18 protein-coding genes are annotated in these 22,213 nt (G+C 65.8%); 9 read left to right on the top strand and 9 right to left on the bottom strand.

What is annotated here, in order from left to right; translation table 11 throughout:
* Positions 1-52 precede the first annotated feature (52 nt).
* The 3 genes from ACZK3J_RS07530 to ACZK3J_RS07520 are packed head-to-tail and all read right to left on the bottom strand — an operon-like array spanning position 53 to position 2,957.
* On the bottom strand, positions 53-895 hold the full coding sequence (locus ACZK3J_RS07530; RefSeq protein WP_008267688.1) for an ABC transporter permease subunit: 843 nt from the start codon (positions 893-895) through the stop codon (positions 53-55).
* The gene (locus tag ACZK3J_RS07525) at positions 892-1,824 is read right to left on the bottom strand and encodes an ABC transporter permease subunit (protein WP_049399899.1); all 933 of its coding nucleotides are present in this window, start codon (positions 1,822-1,824) and stop codon (positions 892-894) included. The genes ACZK3J_RS07530 and ACZK3J_RS07525 overlap by 4 nt, the downstream gene beginning before the upstream one ends.
* On the bottom strand, positions 1,821-2,957 hold the full coding sequence (locus ACZK3J_RS07520) for an ABC transporter ATP-binding protein (RefSeq protein WP_032130239.1): 1,137 nt from the start codon (positions 2,955-2,957) through the stop codon (positions 1,821-1,823). The genes ACZK3J_RS07525 and ACZK3J_RS07520 overlap by 4 nt, the downstream gene beginning before the upstream one ends.
* Positions 2,958-3,230: 273 nt before the next feature.
* On the opposite strand from ACZK3J_RS07520, the gene ACZK3J_RS07515 reads away from it, so the two are divergent.
* Positions 3,231-4,631, top strand: a complete 1,401-nt coding sequence (locus ACZK3J_RS07515; protein WP_100437537.1) for a flavin-containing monooxygenase — start codon at positions 3,231-3,233, stop codon at positions 4,629-4,631.
* A 39-nt stretch (positions 4,632-4,670) separates the two neighbouring features.
* On the opposite strand, the gene ACZK3J_RS07510 is transcribed toward ACZK3J_RS07515, so the two are convergent.
* The 3 genes from ACZK3J_RS07510 to ACZK3J_RS07500 all read right to left on the bottom strand — a co-directional run bounded on the left by ACZK3J_RS07510 (position 4,671) and on the right by ACZK3J_RS07500 (position 8,027).
* Entirely contained in the window at positions 4,671-5,780 is a 1,110-nt protein-coding gene (locus tag ACZK3J_RS07510) for a polyamine ABC transporter substrate-binding protein (protein WP_004151739.1), read from the bottom strand.
* A gap of 91 nt (positions 5,781-5,871) precedes the next feature.
* On the bottom strand, positions 5,872-7,269 hold the full coding sequence (locus ACZK3J_RS07505) for a glutamine synthetase family protein (protein ID WP_049423285.1): 1,398 nt from the start codon (positions 7,267-7,269) through the stop codon (positions 5,872-5,874).
* A complete protein-coding gene (locus ACZK3J_RS07500; RefSeq protein ID WP_478476704.1) occupies positions 7,266-8,027 on the bottom strand; it encodes a gamma-glutamyl-gamma-aminobutyrate hydrolase family protein in 762 nt (253 codons plus the stop codon). Before ACZK3J_RS07500 ends, ACZK3J_RS07505 begins: the two co-directional genes overlap by 4 nt.
* A gap of 161 nt (positions 8,028-8,188) precedes the next feature.
* Between ACZK3J_RS07500 and ACZK3J_RS07495 the strand changes: the two genes are divergently transcribed.
* Positions 8,189-9,466, top strand: a complete 1,278-nt coding sequence (locus ACZK3J_RS07495) for an NAD(P)/FAD-dependent oxidoreductase (RefSeq protein ID WP_478476702.1) — start codon at positions 8,189-8,191, stop codon at positions 9,464-9,466.
* 188 nt (positions 9,467-9,654) lie between these two features.
* Positions 9,655-11,283: an MASE1 domain-containing protein gene (locus tag ACZK3J_RS07490; RefSeq protein WP_180845030.1), complete on the top strand. Its 1,629-nt coding sequence runs from the start codon at positions 9,655-9,657 to the stop codon at positions 11,281-11,283.
* Between the two features lie 159 nt (positions 11,284-11,442).
* On the opposite strand, the gene ACZK3J_RS07485 is transcribed toward ACZK3J_RS07490, so the two are convergent.
* Positions 11,443-11,901, bottom strand: coding sequence for a hypothetical protein (locus ACZK3J_RS07485; protein ID WP_262220668.1), 459 nt, complete (start codon positions 11,899-11,901; stop codon positions 11,443-11,445).
* 517 nt (positions 11,902-12,418) lie between these two features.
* Here ACZK3J_RS07485 and ACZK3J_RS07480 point away from each other — a divergent pair.
* From ACZK3J_RS07480 to ACZK3J_RS07470, 3 genes are all read left to right on the top strand, one after another.
* On the top strand, positions 12,419-13,972 hold the full coding sequence (locus tag ACZK3J_RS07480; RefSeq protein ID WP_134951120.1) for an MASE1 domain-containing protein: 1,554 nt from the start codon (positions 12,419-12,421) through the stop codon (positions 13,970-13,972).
* A gap of 95 nt (positions 13,973-14,067) precedes the next feature.
* A complete protein-coding gene (locus ACZK3J_RS07475; RefSeq protein WP_032127881.1) occupies positions 14,068-15,411 on the top strand; it encodes a diguanylate cyclase in 1,344 nt (447 codons plus the stop codon).
* A gap of 85 nt (positions 15,412-15,496) precedes the next feature.
* On the top strand, positions 15,497-15,958 hold the full coding sequence (locus tag ACZK3J_RS07470) for a bacteriohemerythrin (RefSeq protein WP_004151683.1): 462 nt from the start codon (positions 15,497-15,499) through the stop codon (positions 15,956-15,958).
* Here the strand turns inward: ACZK3J_RS07470 and ACZK3J_RS07465 are convergent.
* Positions 15,939-17,240 carry an MFS transporter gene (locus tag ACZK3J_RS07465; RefSeq protein WP_478476700.1) on the bottom strand — a complete coding sequence of 434 codons (1,302 nt, stop codon included), beginning with the start codon at positions 17,238-17,240 and terminating at the stop codon, positions 15,939-15,941. The genes ACZK3J_RS07470 and ACZK3J_RS07465 overlap by 20 nt on opposite strands.
* 147 nt (positions 17,241-17,387) lie before the next feature.
* On the opposite strand from ACZK3J_RS07465, the gene ACZK3J_RS07460 reads away from it, so the two are divergent.
* Positions 17,388-18,029, top strand: a complete 642-nt coding sequence (locus ACZK3J_RS07460) for a hypothetical protein (protein WP_478476698.1) — start codon at positions 17,388-17,390, stop codon at positions 18,027-18,029.
* Positions 18,030-18,258: 229 nt separating this feature from the next.
* On the opposite strand, the gene ACZK3J_RS07455 is transcribed toward ACZK3J_RS07460, so the two are convergent.
* Entirely contained in the window at positions 18,259-19,755 is a 1,497-nt protein-coding gene (locus ACZK3J_RS07455) for an aldehyde dehydrogenase (RefSeq protein ID WP_478476696.1), read from the bottom strand.
* A gap of 104 nt (positions 19,756-19,859) precedes the next feature.
* Between ACZK3J_RS07455 and aptA the strand changes: the two genes are divergently transcribed.
* Together aptA and ACZK3J_RS07445 are read left to right on the top strand one after the other, a co-directional pair.
* On the top strand, positions 19,860-21,212 hold the full coding sequence (gene aptA / locus ACZK3J_RS07450; protein WP_049463588.1) for an omega-aminotransferase AptA: 1,353 nt from the start codon (positions 19,860-19,862) through the stop codon (positions 21,210-21,212).
* A gap of 63 nt (positions 21,213-21,275) precedes the next feature.
* Positions 21,276-22,154 carry a plasmid replication/partition related protein gene (locus ACZK3J_RS07445; protein ID WP_032127886.1) on the top strand — a complete coding sequence of 293 codons (879 nt, stop codon included), beginning with the start codon at positions 21,276-21,278 and terminating at the stop codon, positions 22,152-22,154.
* Positions 22,155-22,213: the final 59 nt, after the last annotated feature.

Raw genomic sequence — 22,213 nt, 5'->3', positions numbered from 1 at the left:
GCGCCGCCGGCCGTGAGCCGGATGTTGCCGACGCTGTCGACAGACCGTGTGCTCAGCCGTTGTCCTGCCGCGCCAGCTGCAGGTCGCGCTGGCGCCGTTTCTCGGCGCGGGCGTTGATGTACCAGCCGATCACCGCGGCGATCGACACCGCCGACACCAGCAGGGTGGCCAACGCGTTGATCTTCGGGCTGATGCCCATGCGCACCGAGGCGAACACCTTCATCGGCAGCGTAGTCGAGCCCGGTGTGGCGACGAAGCTGGCCACCACCACGTCATCCAGCGACAGGGTGAACGCCAGCAGCCAACCGGCCACCAGCGCCGGCGCGATGATCGGCAGGGTGATGCGCCCGAACACGGTCAGCCGGCTCGCGCCCAGGTCCATCGCGGCTTCTTCCAGCGACAGGTCCATTTCCTGCAGGCGCGAGGACACCACCACGGTGACGAAGCACAGGGTGAAGGTGACGTGGGCGATCCAGATGGTGGTCAGGCCACGCGCCGGGAAGCCGGGAATCGCGCCCATCGAGGCCAGCAGCGCCATCAGCGAGAAGCCCAGGATCACATCCGGCATCACCAGCGGCGCGGTCACCAGCGCGCCGAACAGCGGCTTGCCACGGAAGCGCTTGAAGCGCGTCATCACCATCGCCGCCAGCGTGCCCAGCACAGTGGCGGTACAGGCGGTCCAGAACGCCACCACCAGACTGGTCCACATCGCATCCATCAGCGCGCGGTCGGCGAACAGGTCGCTGTAGGCACGGGTGGAGAACCCGGCCCAGACCATCGCCAGCCGCGAGCTGTTGAACGAATAGAACATCAACAACAGGATCGGCAGGTACAGGAAGGCGAAGCCGAGCAGCAGCACGCCCAGCCCGAGGCCCTTTGCGCTACGCGGGCTCATGCCTGCTTCCCTTCCAGCAGGCGCTGCTGGGAACGGTTGAACAGCAGGATCGGCACCAGCAGCAACAGGATCATCGCCACCGCCATCGCCGAGGCGCCCGGCCAGTTGCGGTTGTTGAAGAACTCGTTCCACAGCTGGCGGCCCACCATCAGCGTCTCCGAGCCACCCAGCATTTCCGGGATCACGAATTCACCAATGGCCGGAATCATCACCAGCATGCAGCCGGCGATGATGCCCGCCTTGGACAACGGCAGGGTGATGCGCAGGAACGCCTGCCACGGCTTGGCACCAAGGTCGTAGGCGGCTTCCAGCAGGCGGTGGTCATGCTTGACCAGATTGGCGTACAGCGGCAGCACCATGAACGGCAGATAGCAGTAGACGATGCCGATATAGGCGGCGGTCGGGGTGTCGATCAGCTGCAGTTTCGGCAGGCCCATCGACGTCATCAGCGTCTGCAGGCCGGTGAACTGCAGGAACTGGTCGAGCAGGCCGTTGCGGTCCAGGATCGCCTTCCATGCATACACGCGGATCAGGAACGAGGTCCACGACGGCAGCACCACCAGCATCATTGCCACGTTGCGTGCGGCGGGCGACAGGCGGGCGATGGCATAGGCCATCGGGTAGCCGATCAGCAGGGTCAGGAAAGTAGAGATCGCCGCGATCTTGATCGAGCTCAGGAACGCCTGCGCATAGATCGAGTCGCGGAACAGCGCCAGGTAGTTTTCCAGGTTCAGCTTCAGCGAGAAGCCGCCGTCCGCATACTGCAGCAGCCAGGTGTACGGCGGCGAGCCGACCCGGCTGAGCGAGAAGCTGATCATCAGCACGATCAGGAACGGCACTGCGAAGAACAGCAGCAGCCACAGGTACGGAATGCCGATCACCGTGGCACGCAGCCCCGGCAGCCAGCGCTTCAGGCCGGCGACGCTCATGAGGTCAGCACCACGCCGTCGTTGTCGCGCCAGTGCACCCACACCTCGTCGCCCCAGGTGAGGCCATCACTGGCCCAGCGCTGCGAGTTGGCGAAGTTGGCCAGTACCTTGGCACCGCTGGGCAGGCGCACGTGGTACACCGAGTGGCTGCCGAAGTAGGCAATGTCCTCGATCACGCCCTGCGCCTTGTTGGTGTGCCCTTCCGGCTCGTCCTTGCCGATCATCACCTTTTCCGGGCGCAGCGCGAACGCGACCGGCTGCCCTTCATAGCCGGTGATGCCATGGGCGATGTAGATCGGCGCCGGGAACAGCGGCGAGCGCACGGTCACGTACTCGGGAAGGTCCTCGTCGATCACCCCGTCGAACAGGTTGACCGAACCGATGAACTCGGCGACGAAGCGGTTGGCCGGCTGCTCGTAGACCTCGTCCGGCTTGCCGACCTGCTGGATCCAGCCGGCATCCATCACCGCGATGCGGGTGGCCATGGTCATCGCTTCTTCCTGGTCGTGGGTGACCATCACGCAGGTCACACCCGACGATTCGATGATGCTGACCAGTTCCAGCTGCATCTGCGAGCGCAGTTTCTTGTCCAGCGCGCCCATCGGCTCGTCCAGCAACAGCAGCTTCGGCCCTTTGGCCAGCGACCGCGCCAGCGCCACGCGCTGCTGTTGGCCGCCGGACAGCTGATGCGGCTTGCGCTTGCCCAGGTGCCCCATCTGCACCAGGTCCAGCATCTCGCCGACGCGCTTGCTGATCGCATCCTTGCCCAGGCCATCCTGCTTCAGGCCGAAGGCAATGTTCTGCTCGACCGTCATGTGCGGGAACAGGGCATAGGACTGGAACATCATGTTGACCGGCCGCTGGTACGGCGGCAGCGCGTCCAGGCGCTGGCCGTCGAGGGTGATGCTGCCCTTGGTGGGCGTCTCGAAGCCACCCAGGCAGCGCAGCAGGGTCGATTTGCCACTGCCGGAGCCACCGAGCAGGGCAAAGATCTCGCCCTTGCGCACGTCCAGATTGACGTCGTCAACGGCGACGAAACCGTCGAATTCCTTGCGCAGGTCACGAATGGAGAGATAGCCGGGCGCACCGGTCGTGTCGACGACGGTGGCTACCGGCTGGGCTTCAACGGGCATGGGGGCTCCGGGAGCGGGCGGTGGACAGCGGCCGCCATTCTAACGGCCGGGGGGCCCAGGGGATATGACGGCGGCAGGCGGAAGCGGCCGCTGGCCAGCCCCGGGGGCCCTGGGAGTGTCGGTTTTCCCCCACCATGGTGGCCTGTCCGCGCAAAGGCCCGGGCTCCCCTGGACGACCCTGCGGTCGTCCCGGCCAGACACCACAGGCGACGCCTCGATCTGCAACGTTTTTCAGAACCGGATCTGTTGATGGCCCGGGGCATTCCCCGCGCAATGGCCCGGATCAAGCCCCTGCATGGACCCACCCTGGTGACTTCCCCGGACCGCCCCTCCCCTTTCCCGCCCCGCCTGCCGGGCTCCCTGCCTGCAACGCTGCCGCTGGTCATCATCGGCGCCGGCCAGGCCGGGCTGTCCCTCAGCGCGCTCCTGCAGGAAGCCGGCGTCGAGCATCGCGTGCTGGAGGCCGAAACCGTGGGCGCCAGCTGGCAGCGGCGCTGGGATTCGTTCCAGACCAACACCGCCAACGCGACGATGGCCCTGCACGGCCATGCCTATGCGGGTGACGACCCGGAAGGTTTCATGGGGGCCCCGGAGGTGATCCGGCGGCTGCGCGACTATGCCGACGAACGTTCGTTGCCGATCAGCGAAGGTTGTGCGGTTCAGCGGGTCACGCCCGAATCGGGTGGCTATGCCATCGAAACCAGCCACGGATTGATCCGGGCTGGGGCGGTTGTGGTCGCCACCGGCGAGTACCGCCGCGCGCGGATGCCCCGGGTCCCGTTCGCGCCCGCGCGGGGTCTGACGGTGCTGCACTCCGGCGACTACCGCAGCCCCCGCCAGCTGCCCGACGGCGGCGTGCTGGTCATCGGTGGCGGCCAGTCCGGCGCGCAGATCGCCCAGGACCTGCGCGACAGCAGTCGCAGCGTGCACTGGTCACTGGCCCAGCGGCATTCGCATACCCGCCGGCTGCGCGGCAAGGACTCGATGACCTGGTGGGACATGGCCGGGCGTATCCACCAGCATGTGAGTGAAGCGGCCGCCGTCCTGGCCGGAGAACCGGATGCACTGCGCAAGGCCCGTACCGCCGAATTCCCGCTGATTTCCGGCAAGGGGCGTGCCGGCCTTGGCAGCTCGATCAGCCTGCTGGCGATGCACCGCGCAGGCATCAGGCTGCTGGGTCGGTTGCAGGGCTTCGATGGAAACGTCGCCCGCTTCGCCGATGTGCGCCCGCAGCTGCGCACCGCGATCGAGGCGACACGGACCGAATATGCCTATCTCGATTCGCTGGCCAGCGCGTACTACGCCACGCGGCCCGAACCGCGCACCGACGATGCCCGCTACATTCCCGAAGAGGTCTATCTGCACTGGGAGCCGGACGCCGCCCCGCGTGAACTGGATCTGCAGGCCGCAGGCATCCGCTCGGTGGTGCTGGCCACCGGCTTCGTTGCCGAATGGCCGTGGCTGGACGTGCAGGGCGTGCTGGACGCACATGGCTATCCGCTCGGCGAGTTCGGCGTTTCACCGCATCCGGGGCTGTTCTTCATCGGCATGCACAACCTGCAGCGGATGAGTTCGTCGTTCCTGTGCAACGGCGGTCGCGATGCACGTGACCTGTTGCCGGCGATCCTACGGCACCTTGACCAGGGCGGCGGTACCGCGCCCGGCCAAGGATGAAGCAATCCGCCGGGCATGGCCCGGCGGCGCCAGACCGGCTTAACGGCCGGTCTTCACCTCGGTCCACAGCCGGGTGTAGAGCTTGTCGGTTTCCGGCGTGTTGATCGAATAGGTGAACATCTTCTCGGCCACGTCGGCCGGCGGGTAGATGGTCGGGTCGGTACGGATCGCCTCATCCACCAGCGGGGTCGCGGTCGGCACCGGGTTGGCGTAGTGGATGAAGTTGGTGTTGGCCGCGGCAACCTTCGGCTGCAGCAGGTAGTTGATGAACGCGTACGCGGCTTCCGGATGCTTGGCATCCTTCGGGATCGCCAGCATGTCGAACCACTGCGGGGCGCCTTCCTTCGGGATCGAGTAGGCCACGTGCACGCCATTGCTGGCTTCCTCGGCGCGGTCGCGGGCCTGGATGATGTCACCCGACCAGCCCACCACCAGGCAGGTGCCGCCATTGGCCAGCGAACCCACGTACTGCGAGGAGTGGAAGTTCTGCACGTACGGGCGGATCGACTTCAGCAGGTCGGCCGCCTTCTGCAGCTCGGCCGGGTCACCGCTGTGCGGGTCCAGGCCCAGGTAATGCAGCGCGATCGGAATCATGTCCGCCGGCGTGTCCAGGATGGTCACGCCGCAGTCCTTCATCTTGCTGATGTTCTCCGGCTTGAACACCAGGTCCCAGCTGTTGGCGATGTCGGTGCTGCCGCCGAAGCGCTGCTTCAGCATCTCCACGTTGTAGCCGATGCCGGTGGTGCCGATCATGTACGGCACGCCGTACTGGTTGCCCGGGTCCTGGGTGGCGATGCGCTTCATCACCGCCGGATCGAGGTTGGCCAGGTTCGGGATCTTGCTCTTGTCCAGCGGCAGGAACACGCCGGCCTGGATCTGGCGACCGAAGAAGTTCAGGGTCGGCACCACCACGTCGTAGCCGCTGTTGCCGGCCAGCAGCTTGGTCTCGACCATCTCGTCGCTGTCGAACACATCGTAGGTCACCTTGATGCCGCTCTCCTTCTCGAAGGTCGGGATGGTGTCCTCGGCGATGTAATCGCTGTAGTTGTAGACGTTCAGGACCTGGCTGTCCTGCGCGCCGCCGTTGCCACCGCTGCAGGCGGCGAGCATGGCGGAGGCCAGGCCGAGCGTGAGGATACGCAGCTTCATCGGGTGCTCCAGAATGCGGAAAGGGGGGCCGGCGGGGCCGGCGACGGGTGCCAGCCTACCCCCCGGCGGCGGATTTTTCTATTCCAGATGCTCAGACGTTCAGCAGCAGGAACTCGCGCTCCCACGAGCTGATGACGCGGAAGAAGGTCTCATATTCCTTGCGCTTGACCGAGATGTAGGCGCGGCAGAAGCGCTCGCCCAGCAGCGCCTGCAGCTCGCTGCACTGCTCCAGCCCGTCCAGCGCTTCGCCCAGCGAGCGCGGCAGGTTGTAGCCCAGTTCCTTGGCACTGCCGGTCACCGGTGCATCCGGTGCCAGCCGCTCGCGGATGCCCAGCAGGCCGCAGGCCAGGGTCGCCGCCATCGCCAGGTACGGGTTGGCATCGGAACCGGCGAAGCGGCTTTCCACGCGCATGTTCTCCGGCGTGTCCAGCGGCACGCGCAGCCCGCAGGTGCGGTTGTCATAGCCCCAGTGCACGTTGCTCGGCGAGACCTCGCCGAACACCAGCCGGCGATAGGAATTCACGTTCGGCGCAAAGAAGGCCATCGCCTGCGGCACGTATTTCTGCAGGCCGCCCAGGTAGTGGCCGAACACCGGGCTGAACTCGCCCTCGGCATGGGTCTCGCCGGCGAACACGTTGCTGCCATCGCTCACCCGCACCAGGCTCTGGTGGATGTGCATGGCGCTGCCCGGCTCGTTTTCCATCGGCTTGGCCAGGAACGTGGCATACACCCCGTGGCGCATCGCCGCTTCGCGCATGGTGCGCTTGAACAGGAATACCTGGTCGGCCAGGTCCATCGCATCGGCATGGGTGAAGTTGACCTCCAGCTGCGCGGCGCCGGATTCGTGGATCAGCGTGTCCACGTCCAGCTTCATCGCATCAGCGTAGTCGTACATCAGGTCGAGGATCGGGTCGAATTCGTTGACCGCATCGATCGAGTACGACTGCCGCGCGGTTTCCGGACGCCCGGAGCGGCCGGCCGGTGGCAGCAGCGGGAAGTCCGGGTCGGTGTTCTTCTGCACCAGGAAGAACTCCAGCTCCGGCGCCACCACCGGGCGCAGGCCCAGCTCGGCGTAGGCCGCCAGCACGCGGCGCAGCACGTTGCGCGGTGCCAGCTCGTGCGGCTCACCGCTCTTGGTGTAGCAATCGTGGATGACCTGCGCGGTGGCATCGGCCGCCCACGGCACCATGCGTACGGTGTCCGGATCGGGGCGCAGCATCATGTCCGAGTCCGACGGCGAGGTCAGGTCGTAGTAATCGTCAGGGAATTCGCCGGTGACGGTGGTGGCGAAGATGCCCTCGGGCAGCCGCGTACCGTAGTCGTGCGAGAACTTGTCGGCAGGAATGATCTTGCCGCGCGCGTTGCCGGTGATGTCCGGCACCAGGCACTCGACCTCGGTGATGCGCCGCTCCTTCAGCCAACGCAGCAGACTGCTTTCCTGCGGTGCGGGGGGCGTAGCCGTCTTGCGCGGGCGCGTTCGGGAACTCATCGGGAATCCAGTCGGTTCTGTTGGTGCTGCCGGCAAGCTTGGCCGAACGCACGGAAAATAGCGTGATAGAACGGCGAATCCATGACACGCCACTCCGGGTGCCACTGTACGCCGAGCACGAAATCATGGTGCAGGCTGCGTGCCGCCTCGACCAGGCCATCATCGGCCACGGCTTCGACCTGCAGCCCCTGCGCCAGGCGGGCGATACCCTGCCCGTGTACCGAATTGACCTGCGTCCGGTCACTGCCGCTCCACCGCGCCAACCAGCCATCAGCGGCCAGGGTGACCGCGTGGGCCGGCCCGTACTGCACCTCCACCGGCGCCTGCGGGTCTTCGCGGTGGTCGGCCAGGCCAGGCACCGCATGCACCTGCGGATGCAGGCTGCCACCCAGCGCGACGTTCAGTTCCTGGAAGCCGCGACAGATCGCCAGCACCGGCAGGTCCAGCGCCAGCGCTTCGCGCAGCAGCGCGAACGCATTGGCATCACGGGCCGGGTCATGCGGATTGCCCGGCCAGCTGCGGCCGCCCTCGTAGTGCTGCGGTTCGATGTTGCTGACCGCGCCGGTCAACAGCAGGCCATCGAGCCCCTGCAGCCATTCGCCAGCCGGCAAAGGAGGCTGCAGGCTCGGCAACACAACCGGGGTCACCTCGGCCGCCTCGGCCAGCGCGCGCACGTACTTCTCGCCGGCCACCGCAAAGCGGTGATGGCCGAGCAGGGTGCTGTCGGTGGGCAGGCCCACCCAGGGCAGGCGGCGCATGGGAAAACTCCTTGGCGTGCCGACACGTTACCCGTCGCCCGGCGAACGCGGCAAGTCGTCGCCGTCACACCATGGCCGTCACGCATCGGCGAAACTAAGGACGTGAACGCTGATCGCCCTCCCCCGCTCCACCCGTCCGTACTGCGCCCGCAAGGCCTGCGATGAGCGCCGCCTTCCCGCCCAGCTGGTATGCCGCCAGCCTGCCCGAGCCGCCCCCACTTCCCTCGCTGCAGGGGAATGTGCAGGCCGATGTCGCAGTGCTTGGCGCGGGCTACACCGGCCTGACCGCAGCACTGGAACTGGCTACGCGTGGCCAGCGCGTGGTGGTGCTGGACGCGCAGCGGATCGGTTGGGGCGCGTCCGGTCGCAACGGTGGCCAGGCGCTGGTGGGCTATGGCTGCGAGGTGGACGAGCTGGAGCGCCAGCTCGGCCACGACGACGCGCGCCACCTGTTCGACTGGTCGCGTGACGCGGTGCAGGCGATGCGCACCCGCATCGATCGCCACGGCATCGACTGCCATTGGGTGGAAGGCCATGCCAGCGTCGCCATCCGCGAACGGCATGAGCGTGAACTTCTGGCCAACTGCGAGCACCTGCAGCGCCACTACGACTACCCGATGCAATGGTGGGACCGTGATGCCCTGCGCGCACAGCTGGACAGCCCGCGCTACCGCGCCGCGATGTTCGATCCGCTCAGCGCGCACCTGCAACCGCTGGCGTATGCACGCGGCCTGGCCGATGCGGCGCGCGCGGCCGGCGTGGTGATCCACGAGAACTCCGCGGTGACCCGCGTGCAGCGGGGACCACAGCCTTCCCTGCATACCGCTCAGGGCAGCGTGCGCGCTGCGCATCTGGTGGTGGCCGGCAACGCCTGGCTGCAGGGCCTGCTGCCCGAGCTGGAACGGCGGATCATGCCGGTGGGCACCTATATCGGCGCCAGCCAGCCGCTGGGTGCTGAACGCGCCCGGGCCCTGATCGGCAACAACATGGCCGTGGCCGACACCGCATGGGCTCTGGACTACTTCCGCCTCAGCCACGACCACCGCCTGCTGTTCGGCGGCCGCGCCAGCTACTCGGCCCTGCCCCCACCGGGCCTGCGCGGGGTGATGCAGCGGCGCATGCACCAGGTGTTCCCGCAGCTGGCCGACGTGGCACTGGACCAGGTCTGGGGTGGTTATGTGGACATTACCCGCAACCGCGCCCCGCATTGGGGCCGGCTGGACGGCAACCTGTACTTCGCGCAGGGGTTCTCCGGCCATGGGGTGGCCGCCGCCGGGCTGGCCGGCGAGGTGATCGCCGCCGCCATTGCCGGCCAGAGCGAGCGCCTGGACGTGTTCCAGCGCCTGCGGCATGCGCCCTTCCCCGGTGGCCGGCTGCTGCGCACGCCGCTGCTGGTGGCGGCGATGTCGTGGTACAAGCTGCGGGATGCGTTGTGGTGAACATCCGGCATTTACGCGTGTATGGAACGTTTTGAAGAACACATCGAAGCGCTCATCGTGCAGCACGCGTCACAGATTTTCACGCAACATCTGTGATGGACGGTTCCTCAGTTTCCTAAATGCGTAGCTGCGCAATTGCATAATCGTTCGCAGACCGATACCGTCCTGAAAACCGGGCCCCGCGGCGAATGGATGCTGACAGGGGACACGTAGGAGAAGGGGACGCGCGATTGGACTGGTGGAAAGAAGGATTGTTGCTGAAGGTGCGCATTCGTCCGGCTGGCCTGATGCTGGCCTTGATCTATGCAGTTGCTTATTGGGCAACCCGACAGTTGTCGCTTGATCAATTCTATTTACCAGCCGGCATCCGGGTGGCAGCCGTGCTGCTGTGCCCGCCGCGACTTTGGCCCTATCTGCTGTTGGGCGAATATGCGTACTTTGCACAATCCCGTGTGCCGATGATCGAGAAGTACGGCCTGACGTGGGTCATCGTTGCCTCCGCGTTCCTCATGCCAGCGGTGATGTTGATTGTGAAGCTGCAACGGCGGCTGATGGCAGAGTCGCAGACGATCGGCCTTTTGCTGGTTGCCGCCGCTTCCAGTGTCGTTATCACTCTGCTCAACCTGAGCTTTTCCCATCTGCTTTGGCCAACGCCCCCATCCACGCCCTTCCTGACCAATGCGGCTCGCTACAGTGTGGGTGACTTCATCGGCATTCTGACGGTGGTCCCCATCGCCATGCTGTGGGCGCGACAGGACGTGGAGCAGCAGTGGAGCGGGCTAAGAAAAGTCCCGATGCTGGCATCACTTTCATTGATGCTGCTGATCGGGATAGCTGCGACTCAACTGCCCACAGAGTGGATTGCATTGAAGGCAACGTTCCTGCTGCTGTTGGCACTCCCAGCGACCACGCTTACCTGCCTGTACGGCTGGAAGGGCGCTGCCCTTGCAGTTCCGGCAATCAACATGGTTATCGGTCTGACCACGCCCAACACCCATCCAACCGCATTCGATCCAGCGGCCTTCATCACTCAGCAGATCATGGCGATCAGCGGCATCGCATTGCTACTGCTCGGGTCACGCATTACCCACTTCTACCACCGCTACAGACTGCGCGAGATGGGAGAAAGGGACGCTATCCATCTTGCCAGGAGCTCGCAATTAGCCAGCGAGATGGAGCTGCGTGAACGCGCCCTGCATCTTCGCAAGCTCGGCGACGGCATCGATACTTCGCTGGTTGAACTGGCCAACTGGCTCATGGCCCAGGGACATCACGCAGTGGCCAGCAGCCTTTTGCATACCTCAAATGTCCATTCGCGGCTGTTTCGCGAACAGACAAGCATGGTCTATCCCTCGGGCTTGGAGCACCTTGGGCTGTACGTGGCCTTGCAGGCTGGTGGCATCCGTGAGTCATGGAAGCTGACGGAGCGCGTTCTTCGCCCGGATCTGAAAGGTGACCCCTGTAACCTGAGCGTGGAACTGCAGCTGGCTGCCTACCGGACACTCATTGATGCGGTCTCCATTCTTCTCAAGCATGAAGGTGGTCAAATTCGCATTCGTGCCAGATGCGGCAGAATGGGCTCAAGGCGCGGAATCCTCATGGTCGTGTCACTACTGGATCCGCATGGGCGCCTTTCCCAGCAGACAACCATGACCGCGTTCGAGCGACTGACCGGGCGAACCCTCGCCTATGACGGGACCGTTGACTGCTATCGCAACCGGGTCAGGATTCTGTTCCTCGACCGCGAAACCAATCTTGAGGCCACGCCCAGCAATCCACCGCCGTACAACTGTCCCTCACCTTCTGCGCTGCAGTAGTGCATTTCACAGTTAAGCGACCGGATCGAGCCAAAACAGTGAAATGGCATCAGGATGTCTCACACCACCCTGTTCCAGGATGTCACGGGCACCCGGCGAGCACCGGGCGCCCATGCAATCCGATGCTGAGGCTCGCCGATATCCCGGCAACAAGCCCTATCAAGGTGCCTCTACCGCCCACAACGTATCAGCTCCGCTCGCATATCTGACGAGCGTGAATGCAGCAGCCCGATAGATAACCGTTCTGGTGCCCTTACTGGGAACAGGCAGGCGCTGTTCCGGCAACGATACCTTTGCGGATGGATCACCTGCAGGCAGTACCCAGAACGTTCCGGCAGCATTGCCGATCACAATGTGCACGCGCCCCGCGAGATCATTCACCTGGAAATAGTCCATGCCATCGCGCTCGAACCCGTAGACCAGCCAACCGGGATCCACGCTCAGGTTTTCCGCCAGCGGAATCGACTGGCCGAGTCCTCGGGCAGCCATCTTGACTCCATGGTCATCACCCGGGGCTAAAGCAAAAACGGACAACGGCACCAACATCAACGCACCAGCAAATGCATGAATTCGTGAATTTCTCACACTGACCTCCAGGTTGGATGCAATTTGCATCATGAAGGATGCTACCCAATTCCATCAGCATATACCGGGGCGCACTCCGTAGTGTCTGTCGGACATAATCCGCTGGGGCCATGCAAACCCATGCCCCAGTTGCGTCCGAAGCCGCCGATACCTGTCCCAAAACATTTGCAATCGAGCTAGCGCCCCAAGCCTGCCGTGCTGTAGGTCGCTATCGATGGCGACCACGGTGCCCCCCGTGTCGGTGAACATCCGGGTGCGTTCGCAGGCATGCTGCTCGCGGCGATAGCACGCCGAACAACATCAACCGCCAAGTATGGTTGGTACAGCGGCTGAAACGCGATCAGAGCGTCGCCACACTGGTTGTGGATGATTCACCGTCCGCACGTGGCCAAGCCGCCACGCTACTGCGCGTTTAAGGTCACGATTTATGAGAAGCGGCCGATGGCAGCTCAGAGGGGGGCCAGACACCTCGATTGCACCTATCTCCAACTGCCGATAGTGTCTGCGGAAGTAGCCAGCCATTATTGGCTGGGAGACGAGAGGTTCGGACTTGGACCGATTCAATAAGGCAATTGAACTGAGCTTCCGGATCCGTCCGGTCGGTCTTGTGCTGGCCGCCGTCTATGCTGCCAGCTGCCTCATATCGCGTCAGTTCTCGCTCGATCAGTTCTTCCTGCCCGCAGGCATCCGGGCAGCAGCACTGCTGATCGTCCCGCCCCGCTTGTGGCCCTACCTGTTGCTGGGCGAATACATCTACTTCGCGACGCTGCGCATCCCCATGATTGATGCCTACGGCTTGGCGTGGGTCATCCTGGCGTCAACACTGTTGATGCCGATGGCGATGCTGGTGGTCCACCTTCACCTCAGGAGAATACCGTCCGAGGCCGCCACCGGTCTCTGGCTGCTGTCGTTGTCGATCTGCACGGCACTGTTCGTCCCGGGTCTCAACCTAAGCATTTCATATGTCCTCTGGTCGAACCCTCCGCCGAGCAACCTGCTGGACGCGGTCGACCGAACGCTCTTTGGTCACTTCGCGGCCATCATTACCCTGCTCCCGCTGGCCTTCCTTTGGGCGCAGCGGCACGCGGATCCCAGGTGGAGCACCCGCTTTGTTGCGCCTACAGCTGCGGCGATCCTGGCGATGCTGATACTGGGGTTGGGCATGCAGCTGACAGACAGTAGCGCACATACCACCCGCACACACCTTGTCCTGCTGGCGGCTCTACCTGCCATCGCCCTGACCTTCATGCATGGCTGGCGCGGCGCTGCCATCGCGATTCCGCTGTTGAATCTCCCACTTCACGGCGCTACGCCCAGTACCGGCCTGCCCTCCTCTTTCGACCTCGGTACGTTCGCCACCCAGCAGAACATGGCGGTGATGAGTGTCGCGCTGCTCGCGCTCGGGTCCAGCATCAGCTACCACCATCAGCGCGCCCGGTCCCGCGGCCTGGCCGAAGAAACGACGCTGCGCCTGGCACGCAGTTCCCACCAGACCAGCGAACGTGAGCTGCGTGAACGGGCCGCCCATCTGAAGCGTCTGGGCGACGGCATGGACAGCTCGCTCGTTGAAATGGTCAGCTGGCTCAAATCGCAGGGCCATCATGCCGTGGCGAACAGCCTGCAACACGCGTCATCCGTGCACTCACGTCTGTTCCGCGAGCAGGCCAGCATGGTCTACCCCACTGGATTGGAACAGGTCGGGTTGTACATCGCGCTGCAAGCAGGCGGCGCATGCGAGATCTGGAACAACACGCATCGCGTCATTCCGCCCAGGCTGGCGGGTAACCCCTGCCTGCTGACTGTGGATCTGCAACTGGCCATCTACCGCTCCTTGATCGAGGCGGTGTCACTGCTGCTGGAGCTGGAGACTGGGCAGGTCTGCGTGCGTGCCCGAAGTGGCCAGGCGGGCGGACGTCGCGGCATCGTTGCTATCGTGAGCCTGCTCGACCGTGGTTGCACGCTATCGGCACGCACCACCGACCAGGCCGTCGAGCGTCTGGCCGGACGGATGCTTGCCTACGGCGGAACGGTCCACTGCCGAGGCAATCGCCTGCGACTGGTCCTGCATGAATCGATCACCCACGCGTCGCCAGCGGCGGCCTGATACGGAATCTTGCCCGGCCCACAGCGTTCGCCTCTAAAGTTACGCCCGAAACCGCCGCTATCCGTGCCGAGCCCTCCTTCGTGAGCCACCGCATCATGCCCGTCCTGCCGCAGGCCGCCGTCGATGGCGACCTGGCCGATCCGCTGCCGCAGCGGATCCTGCTGGTCGAAAACTCCCGCGCCTTCACCGGCATGCTGCGCGAGGCCATCGAGCAGCGCCTGGAACTGCCGGTGGTGATCGCCTCCACCCTGGCCGAGGCCGATCGTCTGCTGAGCGAGGGTGGCGGCTGGTTCCTGGTGCTGACCGGGTTGGTGCTGGCCGACGGCGACCGCGATGCGGTGGTCGAGTTCTTCCTCAAGCGCGACCTGCCGACCGTGGTGGTCAGCGGCGTGTACGACGAGGACCTGCGCAAGCGCGTGCTGCAGCAGCAGATCATCGACTACGTACTGAAGAATACCCCCGGCAGCATCGACTACCTGGTGTGGCTGGTGCAGCGGCTGGAACGCAACCGCCGCATCGCGGCGCTGGTGGTGGACGATTCCCCGTCCGCGCGCGGCTATGCCGCCGCCCTGCTGCGCATGTATGGCCATGAGGTGCACGAAGCGGCCGATGGCAACGAGGGCCTGGCCGCGATCGAGGCGCATCCGGCGATCCGCCTGGCGGTGGTCGACCAGGAAATGCCCGGCATGCAGGGCGTGGAATTCACCCGCCGCCTGCGCACCCTGCGCTCGCGCGACAAGGTGGCGGTGATCGGTATCTCCGGCAACACCGACGCCTCGCTGATCCCGCGCTTCCTGAAGAACGGTGCCAATGACTTCCTGCGCAAGCCATTCTCGCGCGAGGAATTCTTCTGCCGGGTCTCGCAGAACGTGGACCAGCTGGAACTGATCGGCACCCTGCAGGATCTGGCCACCCGAGACTTCCTTACCGGCCTGCCCAACCGCCGCTGCTTCCTGGAACAGAGCCAGCGCCAGTTGCCGCAGCTGCAGCTGCATGGCCAGTGCGTGGCGGTGGCGATGATCGACATCGATCACTTCAAGCACATCAACGACACCCACGGCCACGAGGCCGGCGATGATGCGCTGCGCGCGGTGGCCGGTGCGGTGGCCGCGCATGCACGCAGCCAGGACCTGATCGCACGCTTCGGTGGCGAGGAGTTCTGCCTGCTGGTGCCGGACATGGAACAGGACGAGGCACTGCAGTACTTCGAGGAACTGCGACAGCGCATCGCCGCACTGGAAGTGGACATCGGCACCGCGACGCTTCGCATGACCGTCAGCATCGGCCTGTGCTGCCTGCGCCCGCAGCGTGATGCACTGCATCGGCTGATCTCCGAGGCCGATCGCCAGCTGTACCTGGCCAAGGCCGGTGGCCGCAACCGGGTCAGCTGCACCACGGTGGCCAGCCCGCTGCGCCCGCGCGAGCCTGCGCTACCCTGACCGGCCCGCTTTGATCCAGATCAACGCCGCACCCGCGCGGCGGCTCTACAGTCGGCCCCGACATACGCATGAAGGGGAGCCGGGGATGGCACTACTGGTCTGGCAGGACGATCTGAACATCGGCATCGATGTGATCGACCAACAACACCGCCGCATCATCGAGATGCTCAACCACCTGCACGTGGCCCAGGCCAGCATGCAGCGTGCGGCGGTGGGTGAAGTGATCGACGAGGTGGTGGACTACACCATGTCGCACTTCGCGTTCGAAGAAGAGTTGATGGAAGAAGCGGGCTACCCGTTCTGCGCCGCGCACAAGCGCGTGCATGAGGTCTTCATCAAGCGGGTATCGGAATACCGCATGCGCTTCCAGGCCGGCGAGGACATCAGCGACGAACTGCGCACCATGCTCTCACGCTGGCTGTTCAATCACATCCGCGGTGATGACCAGGCCTATGCCGAACAGGTCAAGGCGCACCTGAACCAGTTCGCCCGCGAGCACCAAGGGGGCGGTTGGCTGGGGCGTACGCTCAAGCGCTTCTTTGGTTGAGCCTCAGGGCGCGCCGGTGTAGTGCCACCAGCGCGCACAGGGTCGCCACCGCAGTCAGGCACAGGTAGTAACCCACCGCGACCAGGCCGAAGCGTTCGGCCAGCCAGGTGGCCAGGTACGGCGCCGGTGCCGCGCCAAGGATGCCGGCCAGGTTGAAAGTCAGCGACGCGCCGGTATAGCGCACCTCCACCGGGTAGATCTCGGCCAGGAAGGTGCCGCAGGGGCCGTAGGTCAGGCCCATCAGGAACAGGCCCAGGCACAGGAAGCCAGTGACCAGCCACAGGCTGTGCGGCTGGAACAGCGGCGCGAACAGCACACCGAAACCGACGATCAGTACGCTTGCGACGATCATCGTGCGTCGCGTGCCCCAACGGTCGCCATAGCGCGCCGACAGCGGGATACCCAGCGCGAAGAACAGCATGCCGGCCATCTGCATCAGCAGGAACTGCTCGCGGCTGTAGCCCAGCACCGCGGTGCCATGGCCGAGACTGAACACCGTCATCAGGTAGAACAGCACGAAGGTGGCGAACGCGCCCAGGGTACCCAGCAGCATCGGTACCGGATGGTCACGCAGCACCGTCCACATCGGCAGCCGCACCGGCGCCTTGCGCTCCAGCGCCTTCTTGAAATCGGGCGTCTCGTGGATGTTCAGGCGCACCCACAGGCCGAGGCCGACCAGCAACGCGCTGGCCACAAACGGGATACGCCAGCCCCACTGCAGGAAGTCATCCTGGCTCAGGCAGCGGCCGAGCACCAGGAAAATGCCGGCCGACAGCAGGAAGCCGAGCGGCGCACCCAGCTGCGGGAACATGCCGTACCAGGCACGTTTGCCCGGCGGTGCGTTCTCGGTGGCCAGCAGCACTGCCCCACCCCACTCGCCGCCCAGCCCCAGGCCCTGGCCGAAGCGGCACAGCGCCAGCAACGCGGGGGCCCATAAGCCAATCTGCGCGTGGGTTGGCAGCAAACCGATCAGCACCGTGGACAGGCCCATGGTCAGCAGCGCGGCCACCAGCGTGGCCTTGCGGCCGATACGGTCACCGAAGTGGCCGAACACTGCCGAGCCCACCGGACGAGCGATGAACGCGACCGCGAAGGTCGCCAGTGACTGCATCAGCGCCGCCTGTTCGCTGCTGTCCGGGAAGAACAGGTGTGGGAACACCAGCACCGCGGCCGTGGCGTAGATGTAGAAATCGAAGAATTCGATGGTGGTGCCGATCAGGCTGGCCAGCAGGACTCGACTGGGGGAATTCACGGACGGCGCGGCAGCGGTGATCGTCGACATCGGCAACACGGGTAACGGCGGATCGCCCGATTCTGCCACGGGCCGGTGGCCGCACGGGGCGATGGTTTCAGCCGACACCGATGCCAACGGAATTTTTCGGGCCACCCGCTAGGCTGCGCCACCGGTCCCTGCATGGATGCTTTGCCGATGACTGCAGTCGCGCTGTCGTGGTCCGATTCGCCGAAGCTGCCGCGCATGGCGGCATGGCTGATGGTGCTGCTGGTGCATGGGTTGATGGCAGTGTGGCTGCTGGGCAGCGGCAGGATCATGCTGCGCAGTAACGACGACGCAAGGATCTCGCTGCGCTGGCTGCCGCCGGAACCGCCGACGCTGGCGCCTCAACAGCCTACCCTGCGCTCCGCACAGGTGACGCGTCCGGCCGCTTCGGCGATGCCACGTCCTGCCCCGGCTGCCCAGACAGATTCCACCCTACCAGCCGCAGAGGAAACGGCCGTTGCGGCGCCGCTGATCCTGGGCCTCCCGGCGGGCAGCATCGACGGTGGCGACGGCATCAGTGCTGCGGGTGTCGCTCCGCGCCTTATTGGTCGCCGCGAGATACACCCGGCATTCGCGCCGCGCCGCAATTACTTCCGGATCCGCCGGCAGATGACGCCGGAGCAGATCGTGCATGGCGTGGCGCAACTGCTGGGTTTGTGGCCACCGGGGTACATCGTCGACCCGTGTGAGCTGGGCCGGCAGGACATGGATTACTTCCAGAATGCCGTCGAAGAAGCCGACCGGGATCTGCTGCGTGCAGCGGTGCTGCAGGTGAGTACCCGCTGCCGGTAGCTCGACAGCTGTCTGCCTTCTGTAGAGTCGAGCTATGCTTGACTGCTCTTCGCGAGAAGCAGCCGAGCATGGCTCGGCTCTACCGAAGAACGAGAAGCAGCCGAGCATGGCTCGGCTCTACCGAAGAACGAGAAGCAGCCGAGCATGGCTCGGCTCTACCGAAGAACGAAAAGCAGTCGAGCATGGCTCGACTCTACAAAGAGCGAACAGCGGTCAAGCAGCCACGTCGTTACAACTGGATCCAGGTGGCCTTGATCTCGCTGTACTTGTCGAAGGCGTGCAGCGATTTGTCCCGGCCGTTGCCGGACTGCTTGTAACCACCAAACGGTGCGGTCATGTCACCGCCATCCCAGCCGTTCACCCAGACGCTGCCGGCGCGCAGCTGGCGCGCAACCCGATGCGCGCGGCCCAGATCGCGTGTCCAGAGACCGGCGGCCAGTCCGTAGCGGCTGTCGTTGGCCACGCGCACGGCTTCGGCCTCGTCGTCGAAACCGAGCACCGCCAGCACCGGCCCGAACACTTCCTCGCGCGCCAAGGCCTGCCCCGGGCGCACCTGGTCGAACACCGTGGGCTGCACATAGCTGCCGCCGGCCTCCACCTCGGCACGATGCCCGCCCAGCAGCAGGCGGGCACCTTCAGCTTCGGCGCGTGCGATATCCCGCATCACCTTGTCCAGATGCGCGGCGTCCACCAGCGCGCCCATCGGCGCGTCGGCGTCCAGCGGATGCTGCGGCTGCATGTGCTGGCCATAAGCAACCACCTGGTGCACGAAATCCTCACGGATCGAGCGCTGCACCAGCAAGCGCGACCCGGCGGTACAGACTTCGCCCTGGTTGAAGAAGATGCCCTGCGCCACGGCCTTGGCCGCCGCGTCCAGATCGGGAGCGTCGGCGAACACCACGTGCGGGCTCTTGCCGCCGCATTCCAGCCAGACCCGCTTGAGGTTGGATCGCCCGGAATACTCCAGCAGCTTCGCGCCGGTGGCAGTGGAACCGGTGAACGCCAGCACATCCACGTCCATGTGCAGGGCCAGCGGTTCGCCAACGCGCGCGCCATGGCCCGGCAGCACGTTCAGCACGCCCTCCGGCAGGCCCGCCTCGGCGGCCAGCGCCGCCAGCCGCAGCGCACTCAGCGGCGACCGCTCGGACGGCTTGAGCACGACCGAGTTGCCCATCGCCAGCGCCGGCGCGATCTTCCAGCAGGCCATCAGCAACGGGAAATTCCACGGCACGATGGCCGCCACCACGCCAGCGGCTTCGCGGGTGACCAGTCCGAGTTCGTGCGGGCCAGTCGGCGCGATCTCGCCATACAGTTTGTCCACCGCTTCGGCGGTCCAGCTCAGGCAGCGCACCACACCGGGCAGGTCGATACGGCGCGCGTCATGCACCGGCTTGCCCATGTCCAGGGTTTCCAGCAGCGCCAGCTCATCGGCGTGCTTCTCCACCAGCGCGGCCAGCGCCAGCAACACGCGCTTGCGATGCGCCGGGCTCGCCTGCGACCAGTGGCCCGCCTCGAAGCTGCGCCGCGCGGCCAGTACCGCGCGTTCGACATCCTGCGCGTCGCAGTCGGCAACCGCGCCCAGCACGCGACCATCGATCGGGCTGATGCAGTCGAAGCGGGCGCCGCTGGCGGCATCGACATAACGGCCATCGATGAAGGCCTGGCCCGGCATCGAGAGCTGAAGGGACAGCGCCCGCCAGTGGCTGCGGTCGGGGAAATCGGCCATGGGAAGCTCCAGCGGTCAACGAGCTTTGGTTATACCGGGACCGCCGCGACTCCACCGTGACGCGGCTGCGCTACATTCGTCGCATCGGACCCGATGGAGCTGGCATGAAGCGTCCCGAAAGCGAGCTGCACGACCTGGCCACCCAGCGCCCCGAGTCACTGGACGCGTACTGGATGCCGTTCACCGCCAACCGCCAGTACAAGGCCGCGCCGCGCATGCTGGTACGCGCCGAAGGCATGCACTACGAGGACGTCGACGGCCGCCAGATCCTCGACGGCACCGCCGGCCTGTGGTGCTGCAACGCCGGCCACGCCCGCCCGCGCATCGTCGAGGCCATCGTCGAGCAGGCACGCACGCTCGACTATTCGCCGGCCTTCCAGATGGGCTCGCCGCCGGCCTTCGCACTGGCGCAGCGGCTGGCCGCACTGGCGCCTGCCCCGCTCAACCATGTGTTCTTCACCAGCTCCGGCTCCGAGGCGGTGGATACCGCGATGAAGATCGCGCTGGCCTATCACCGCCAGCGTGGCGAGGGCCAGCGCACCCGCTTCATCAGCCGCGAGAAGGCTTACCACGGGGTCGGTTTCGGCGGCATGGCGCTGGGTGGGCTGCCCAACAACCGCAGGGCGTTCGGCCTGCAGCTGGGCGGCGTGGACTACCTGCGGCATACCCTGGACCTGCCGCGCAATGCGTTCAGCAAGGGCCTGCCACGCCAGGGCGCCGAGCTGGCCGACGACCTGGAACGGCTGATCGCCCTGCACGACGCCTCGACCATCGCGGCAGTGTTCGTCGAGCCCATTGCCGGTTCGGCCGGGGTGATCCTGCCCGCGCCCGGCTACCTCCAGCGCCTGCGCGAGCTGTGCGACCACCACGGCATCCTGCTGGTGTTCGACGAGGTCATCACCGGTTTCGGCCGGGTCGGCATGCCCTTCGCCGCGCAGCGCTTCGGGGTCACCCCGGACCTGCTGACCTTCGCCAAGGCGGTCAGCAACGGCGCGGTACCGCTGGGTGGCGTGCTGGCCAGCGACGCCGTGCATGCAACCCTGATGCAGGCACCGCCGCAGGCCATCGAGCTGTTCCATGGCTATACCCATTCCGGCCATCCGCTGGCCTGCGCCGCAGCGCTGGCCACGCTGGAGGTCTATGCCGAGGAGCGCCTGTTCGAGCGTGCCATCGAGCTGGGCGAATACTGGCAGGAACGGCTGCACGCGCTGCAGGGCCTGCCCAACGTGATCGACATCCGCAACTTCGGGCTGGTCGGCGCGGTCGAGCTGGCGCCGCGCCGCGATGCCCCCGGCAGCCGTGGCTACGAGGTGTTCCGGCGCTGCTTCCAGGACGGCCGGCTTCTGGTGCGCTGTACCGGCGACATCATCGCGCTGTCGCCACCTCTGATCGTGGACAAGGCGCAGATCGACCAGATCACCAGCACCCTGGGCGAGATGATCCGGGCCACCGCCTGAGCCCGGGCCGGCGGTGGCGAGCGGGTACAATGGGCGGTTCCGCTCCTGCTCGCTGCCGTGCCCATGGATATCGTCGTCAAAGAAGAACTCAAGGCCTACATCGACCCGCTGACCGCGGACGAACATGACGCGCTGGAGCGCAGCATCCTGGCCGAAGGCTGCCGCGATGCGCTGGTGCTGTGGGGTGATGTGCTGGTCGATGGCCACAACCGTTTCGGCATCTGCCAGAAGCATGGCCTGCCCTTCAATACCGTGCAGAACACCCGCTTCCAGAGCATGGAAGACGTACACCTGTGGATGATCGAGCAGCACCTGGGCCGCCGCAGCGTGTCCGACTTCCAGCGCGGCGTGCTGGCGCTGCGCAAGCGCGACATCCTGGCCGCCCGCAAGCAGATCGAGCAGGCGCAGCTGCAACGCGAGAGCGACGGCACCGCCGAAGCCATCGAGGACGCGGGTGAGGACAGCCCGCCGTGGGAACCGGCACCGAAGATCAGCCGCGCCGAGCTGGCCCGCGAGGCCAAGCTGAGCACCAGCCAGGTCGGCATGATCGAACGCATCCACGCCCAGGCCGCGGCCGAGGTGGTGGAAGCGGTGAAGGCCGGCGTGATCTCGATCAGCGCTGCTGCTGCCGTGGCCGACCTGCCGGAAGACGAGCAGCGCGCCGCTGCCGCCGGTGGCAAGGATGAGCTGAAGCAGGCCGCCAAGCGCGTGCGCGAGTCCAAGCGCAAGCCGCGCGCACCGAAGCCGGAAGCAGCCGAGATGGACTTCGAGGAAGCGGACGAAGAGCAGATCGCCAGCCGCGACGCCGAGGTGCTGTCGGCACTGGAGCAGCTGGGCGAGGATGCCCCGGCGCTGCGCCGCCGCGTGGTCGCGCTGACCCGCGAGAACGACACCCTGCGCGCGCAGCTGGCGGCGTTGCGCAAGCAGCTCGAAGCGCTCTGAACCAACGGGTAGTGCCGGCCGCGGGCCGGCAACCCCATGGACGTTCCGGGTGCGTTGCG

This window comes from Stenotrophomonas sp. 86428_Sma (assembly GCF_056481585.1).
Note: the sequence above shows the minus strand (reverse complement) of the source record. Positions and strands in the feature narration are given on the sequence as shown.

Coding starts and splice junctions, on each gene's coding strand:
- ACZK3J_RS07530 (WP_008267688.1), bottom strand. CDS start 895: ATGAGCCCGCGTAGCGCAAAGGGCCTCGGGCTGGGCGTGCTGCTGCTC.
- ACZK3J_RS07525 (WP_049399899.1), bottom strand. CDS start 1,824: ATGAGCGTCGCCGGCCTGAAGCGCTGGCTGCCGGGGCTGCGTGCCACG.
- ACZK3J_RS07520 (WP_032130239.1), bottom strand. CDS start 2,957: ATGCCCGTTGAAGCCCAGCCGGTAGCCACCGTCGTCGACACGACCGGT.
- ACZK3J_RS07515 (WP_100437537.1), top strand. CDS start 3,231: ATGGCCCGGATCAAGCCCCTGCATGGACCCACCCTGGTGACTTCCCCG.
- ACZK3J_RS07510 (WP_004151739.1), bottom strand. CDS start 5,780: ATGAAGCTGCGTATCCTCACGCTCGGCCTGGCCTCCGCCATGCTCGCC.
- ACZK3J_RS07505 (WP_049423285.1), bottom strand. CDS start 7,269: ATGAGTTCCCGAACGCGCCCGCGCAAGACGGCTACGCCCCCCGCACCG.
- ACZK3J_RS07500 (WP_478476704.1), bottom strand. CDS start 8,027: ATGCGCCGCCTGCCCTGGGTGGGCCTGCCCACCGACAGCACCCTGCTC.
- ACZK3J_RS07495 (WP_478476702.1), top strand. CDS start 8,189: ATGAGCGCCGCCTTCCCGCCCAGCTGGTATGCCGCCAGCCTGCCCGAG.
- ACZK3J_RS07490 (WP_180845030.1), top strand. CDS start 9,655: ATGGATGCTGACAGGGGACACGTAGGAGAAGGGGACGCGCGATTGGAC.
- ACZK3J_RS07485 (WP_262220668.1), bottom strand. CDS start 11,901: ATGATGCAAATTGCATCCAACCTGGAGGTCAGTGTGAGAAATTCACGA.
- ACZK3J_RS07475 (WP_032127881.1), top strand. CDS start 14,068: ATGCCCGTCCTGCCGCAGGCCGCCGTCGATGGCGACCTGGCCGATCCG.
- ACZK3J_RS07470 (WP_004151683.1), top strand. CDS start 15,497: ATGGCACTACTGGTCTGGCAGGACGATCTGAACATCGGCATCGATGTG.
- ACZK3J_RS07465 (WP_478476700.1), bottom strand. CDS start 17,240: ATGTCGACGATCACCGCTGCCGCGCCGTCCGTGAATTCCCCCAGTCGA.
- ACZK3J_RS07460 (WP_478476698.1), top strand. CDS start 17,388: ATGACTGCAGTCGCGCTGTCGTGGTCCGATTCGCCGAAGCTGCCGCGC.
- ACZK3J_RS07455 (WP_478476696.1), bottom strand. CDS start 19,755: ATGGCCGATTTCCCCGACCGCAGCCACTGGCGGGCGCTGTCCCTTCAG.
- aptA (WP_049463588.1), top strand. CDS start 19,860: ATGAAGCGTCCCGAAAGCGAGCTGCACGACCTGGCCACCCAGCGCCCC.
- ACZK3J_RS07445 (WP_032127886.1), top strand. CDS start 21,276: ATGGATATCGTCGTCAAAGAAGAACTCAAGGCCTACATCGACCCGCTG.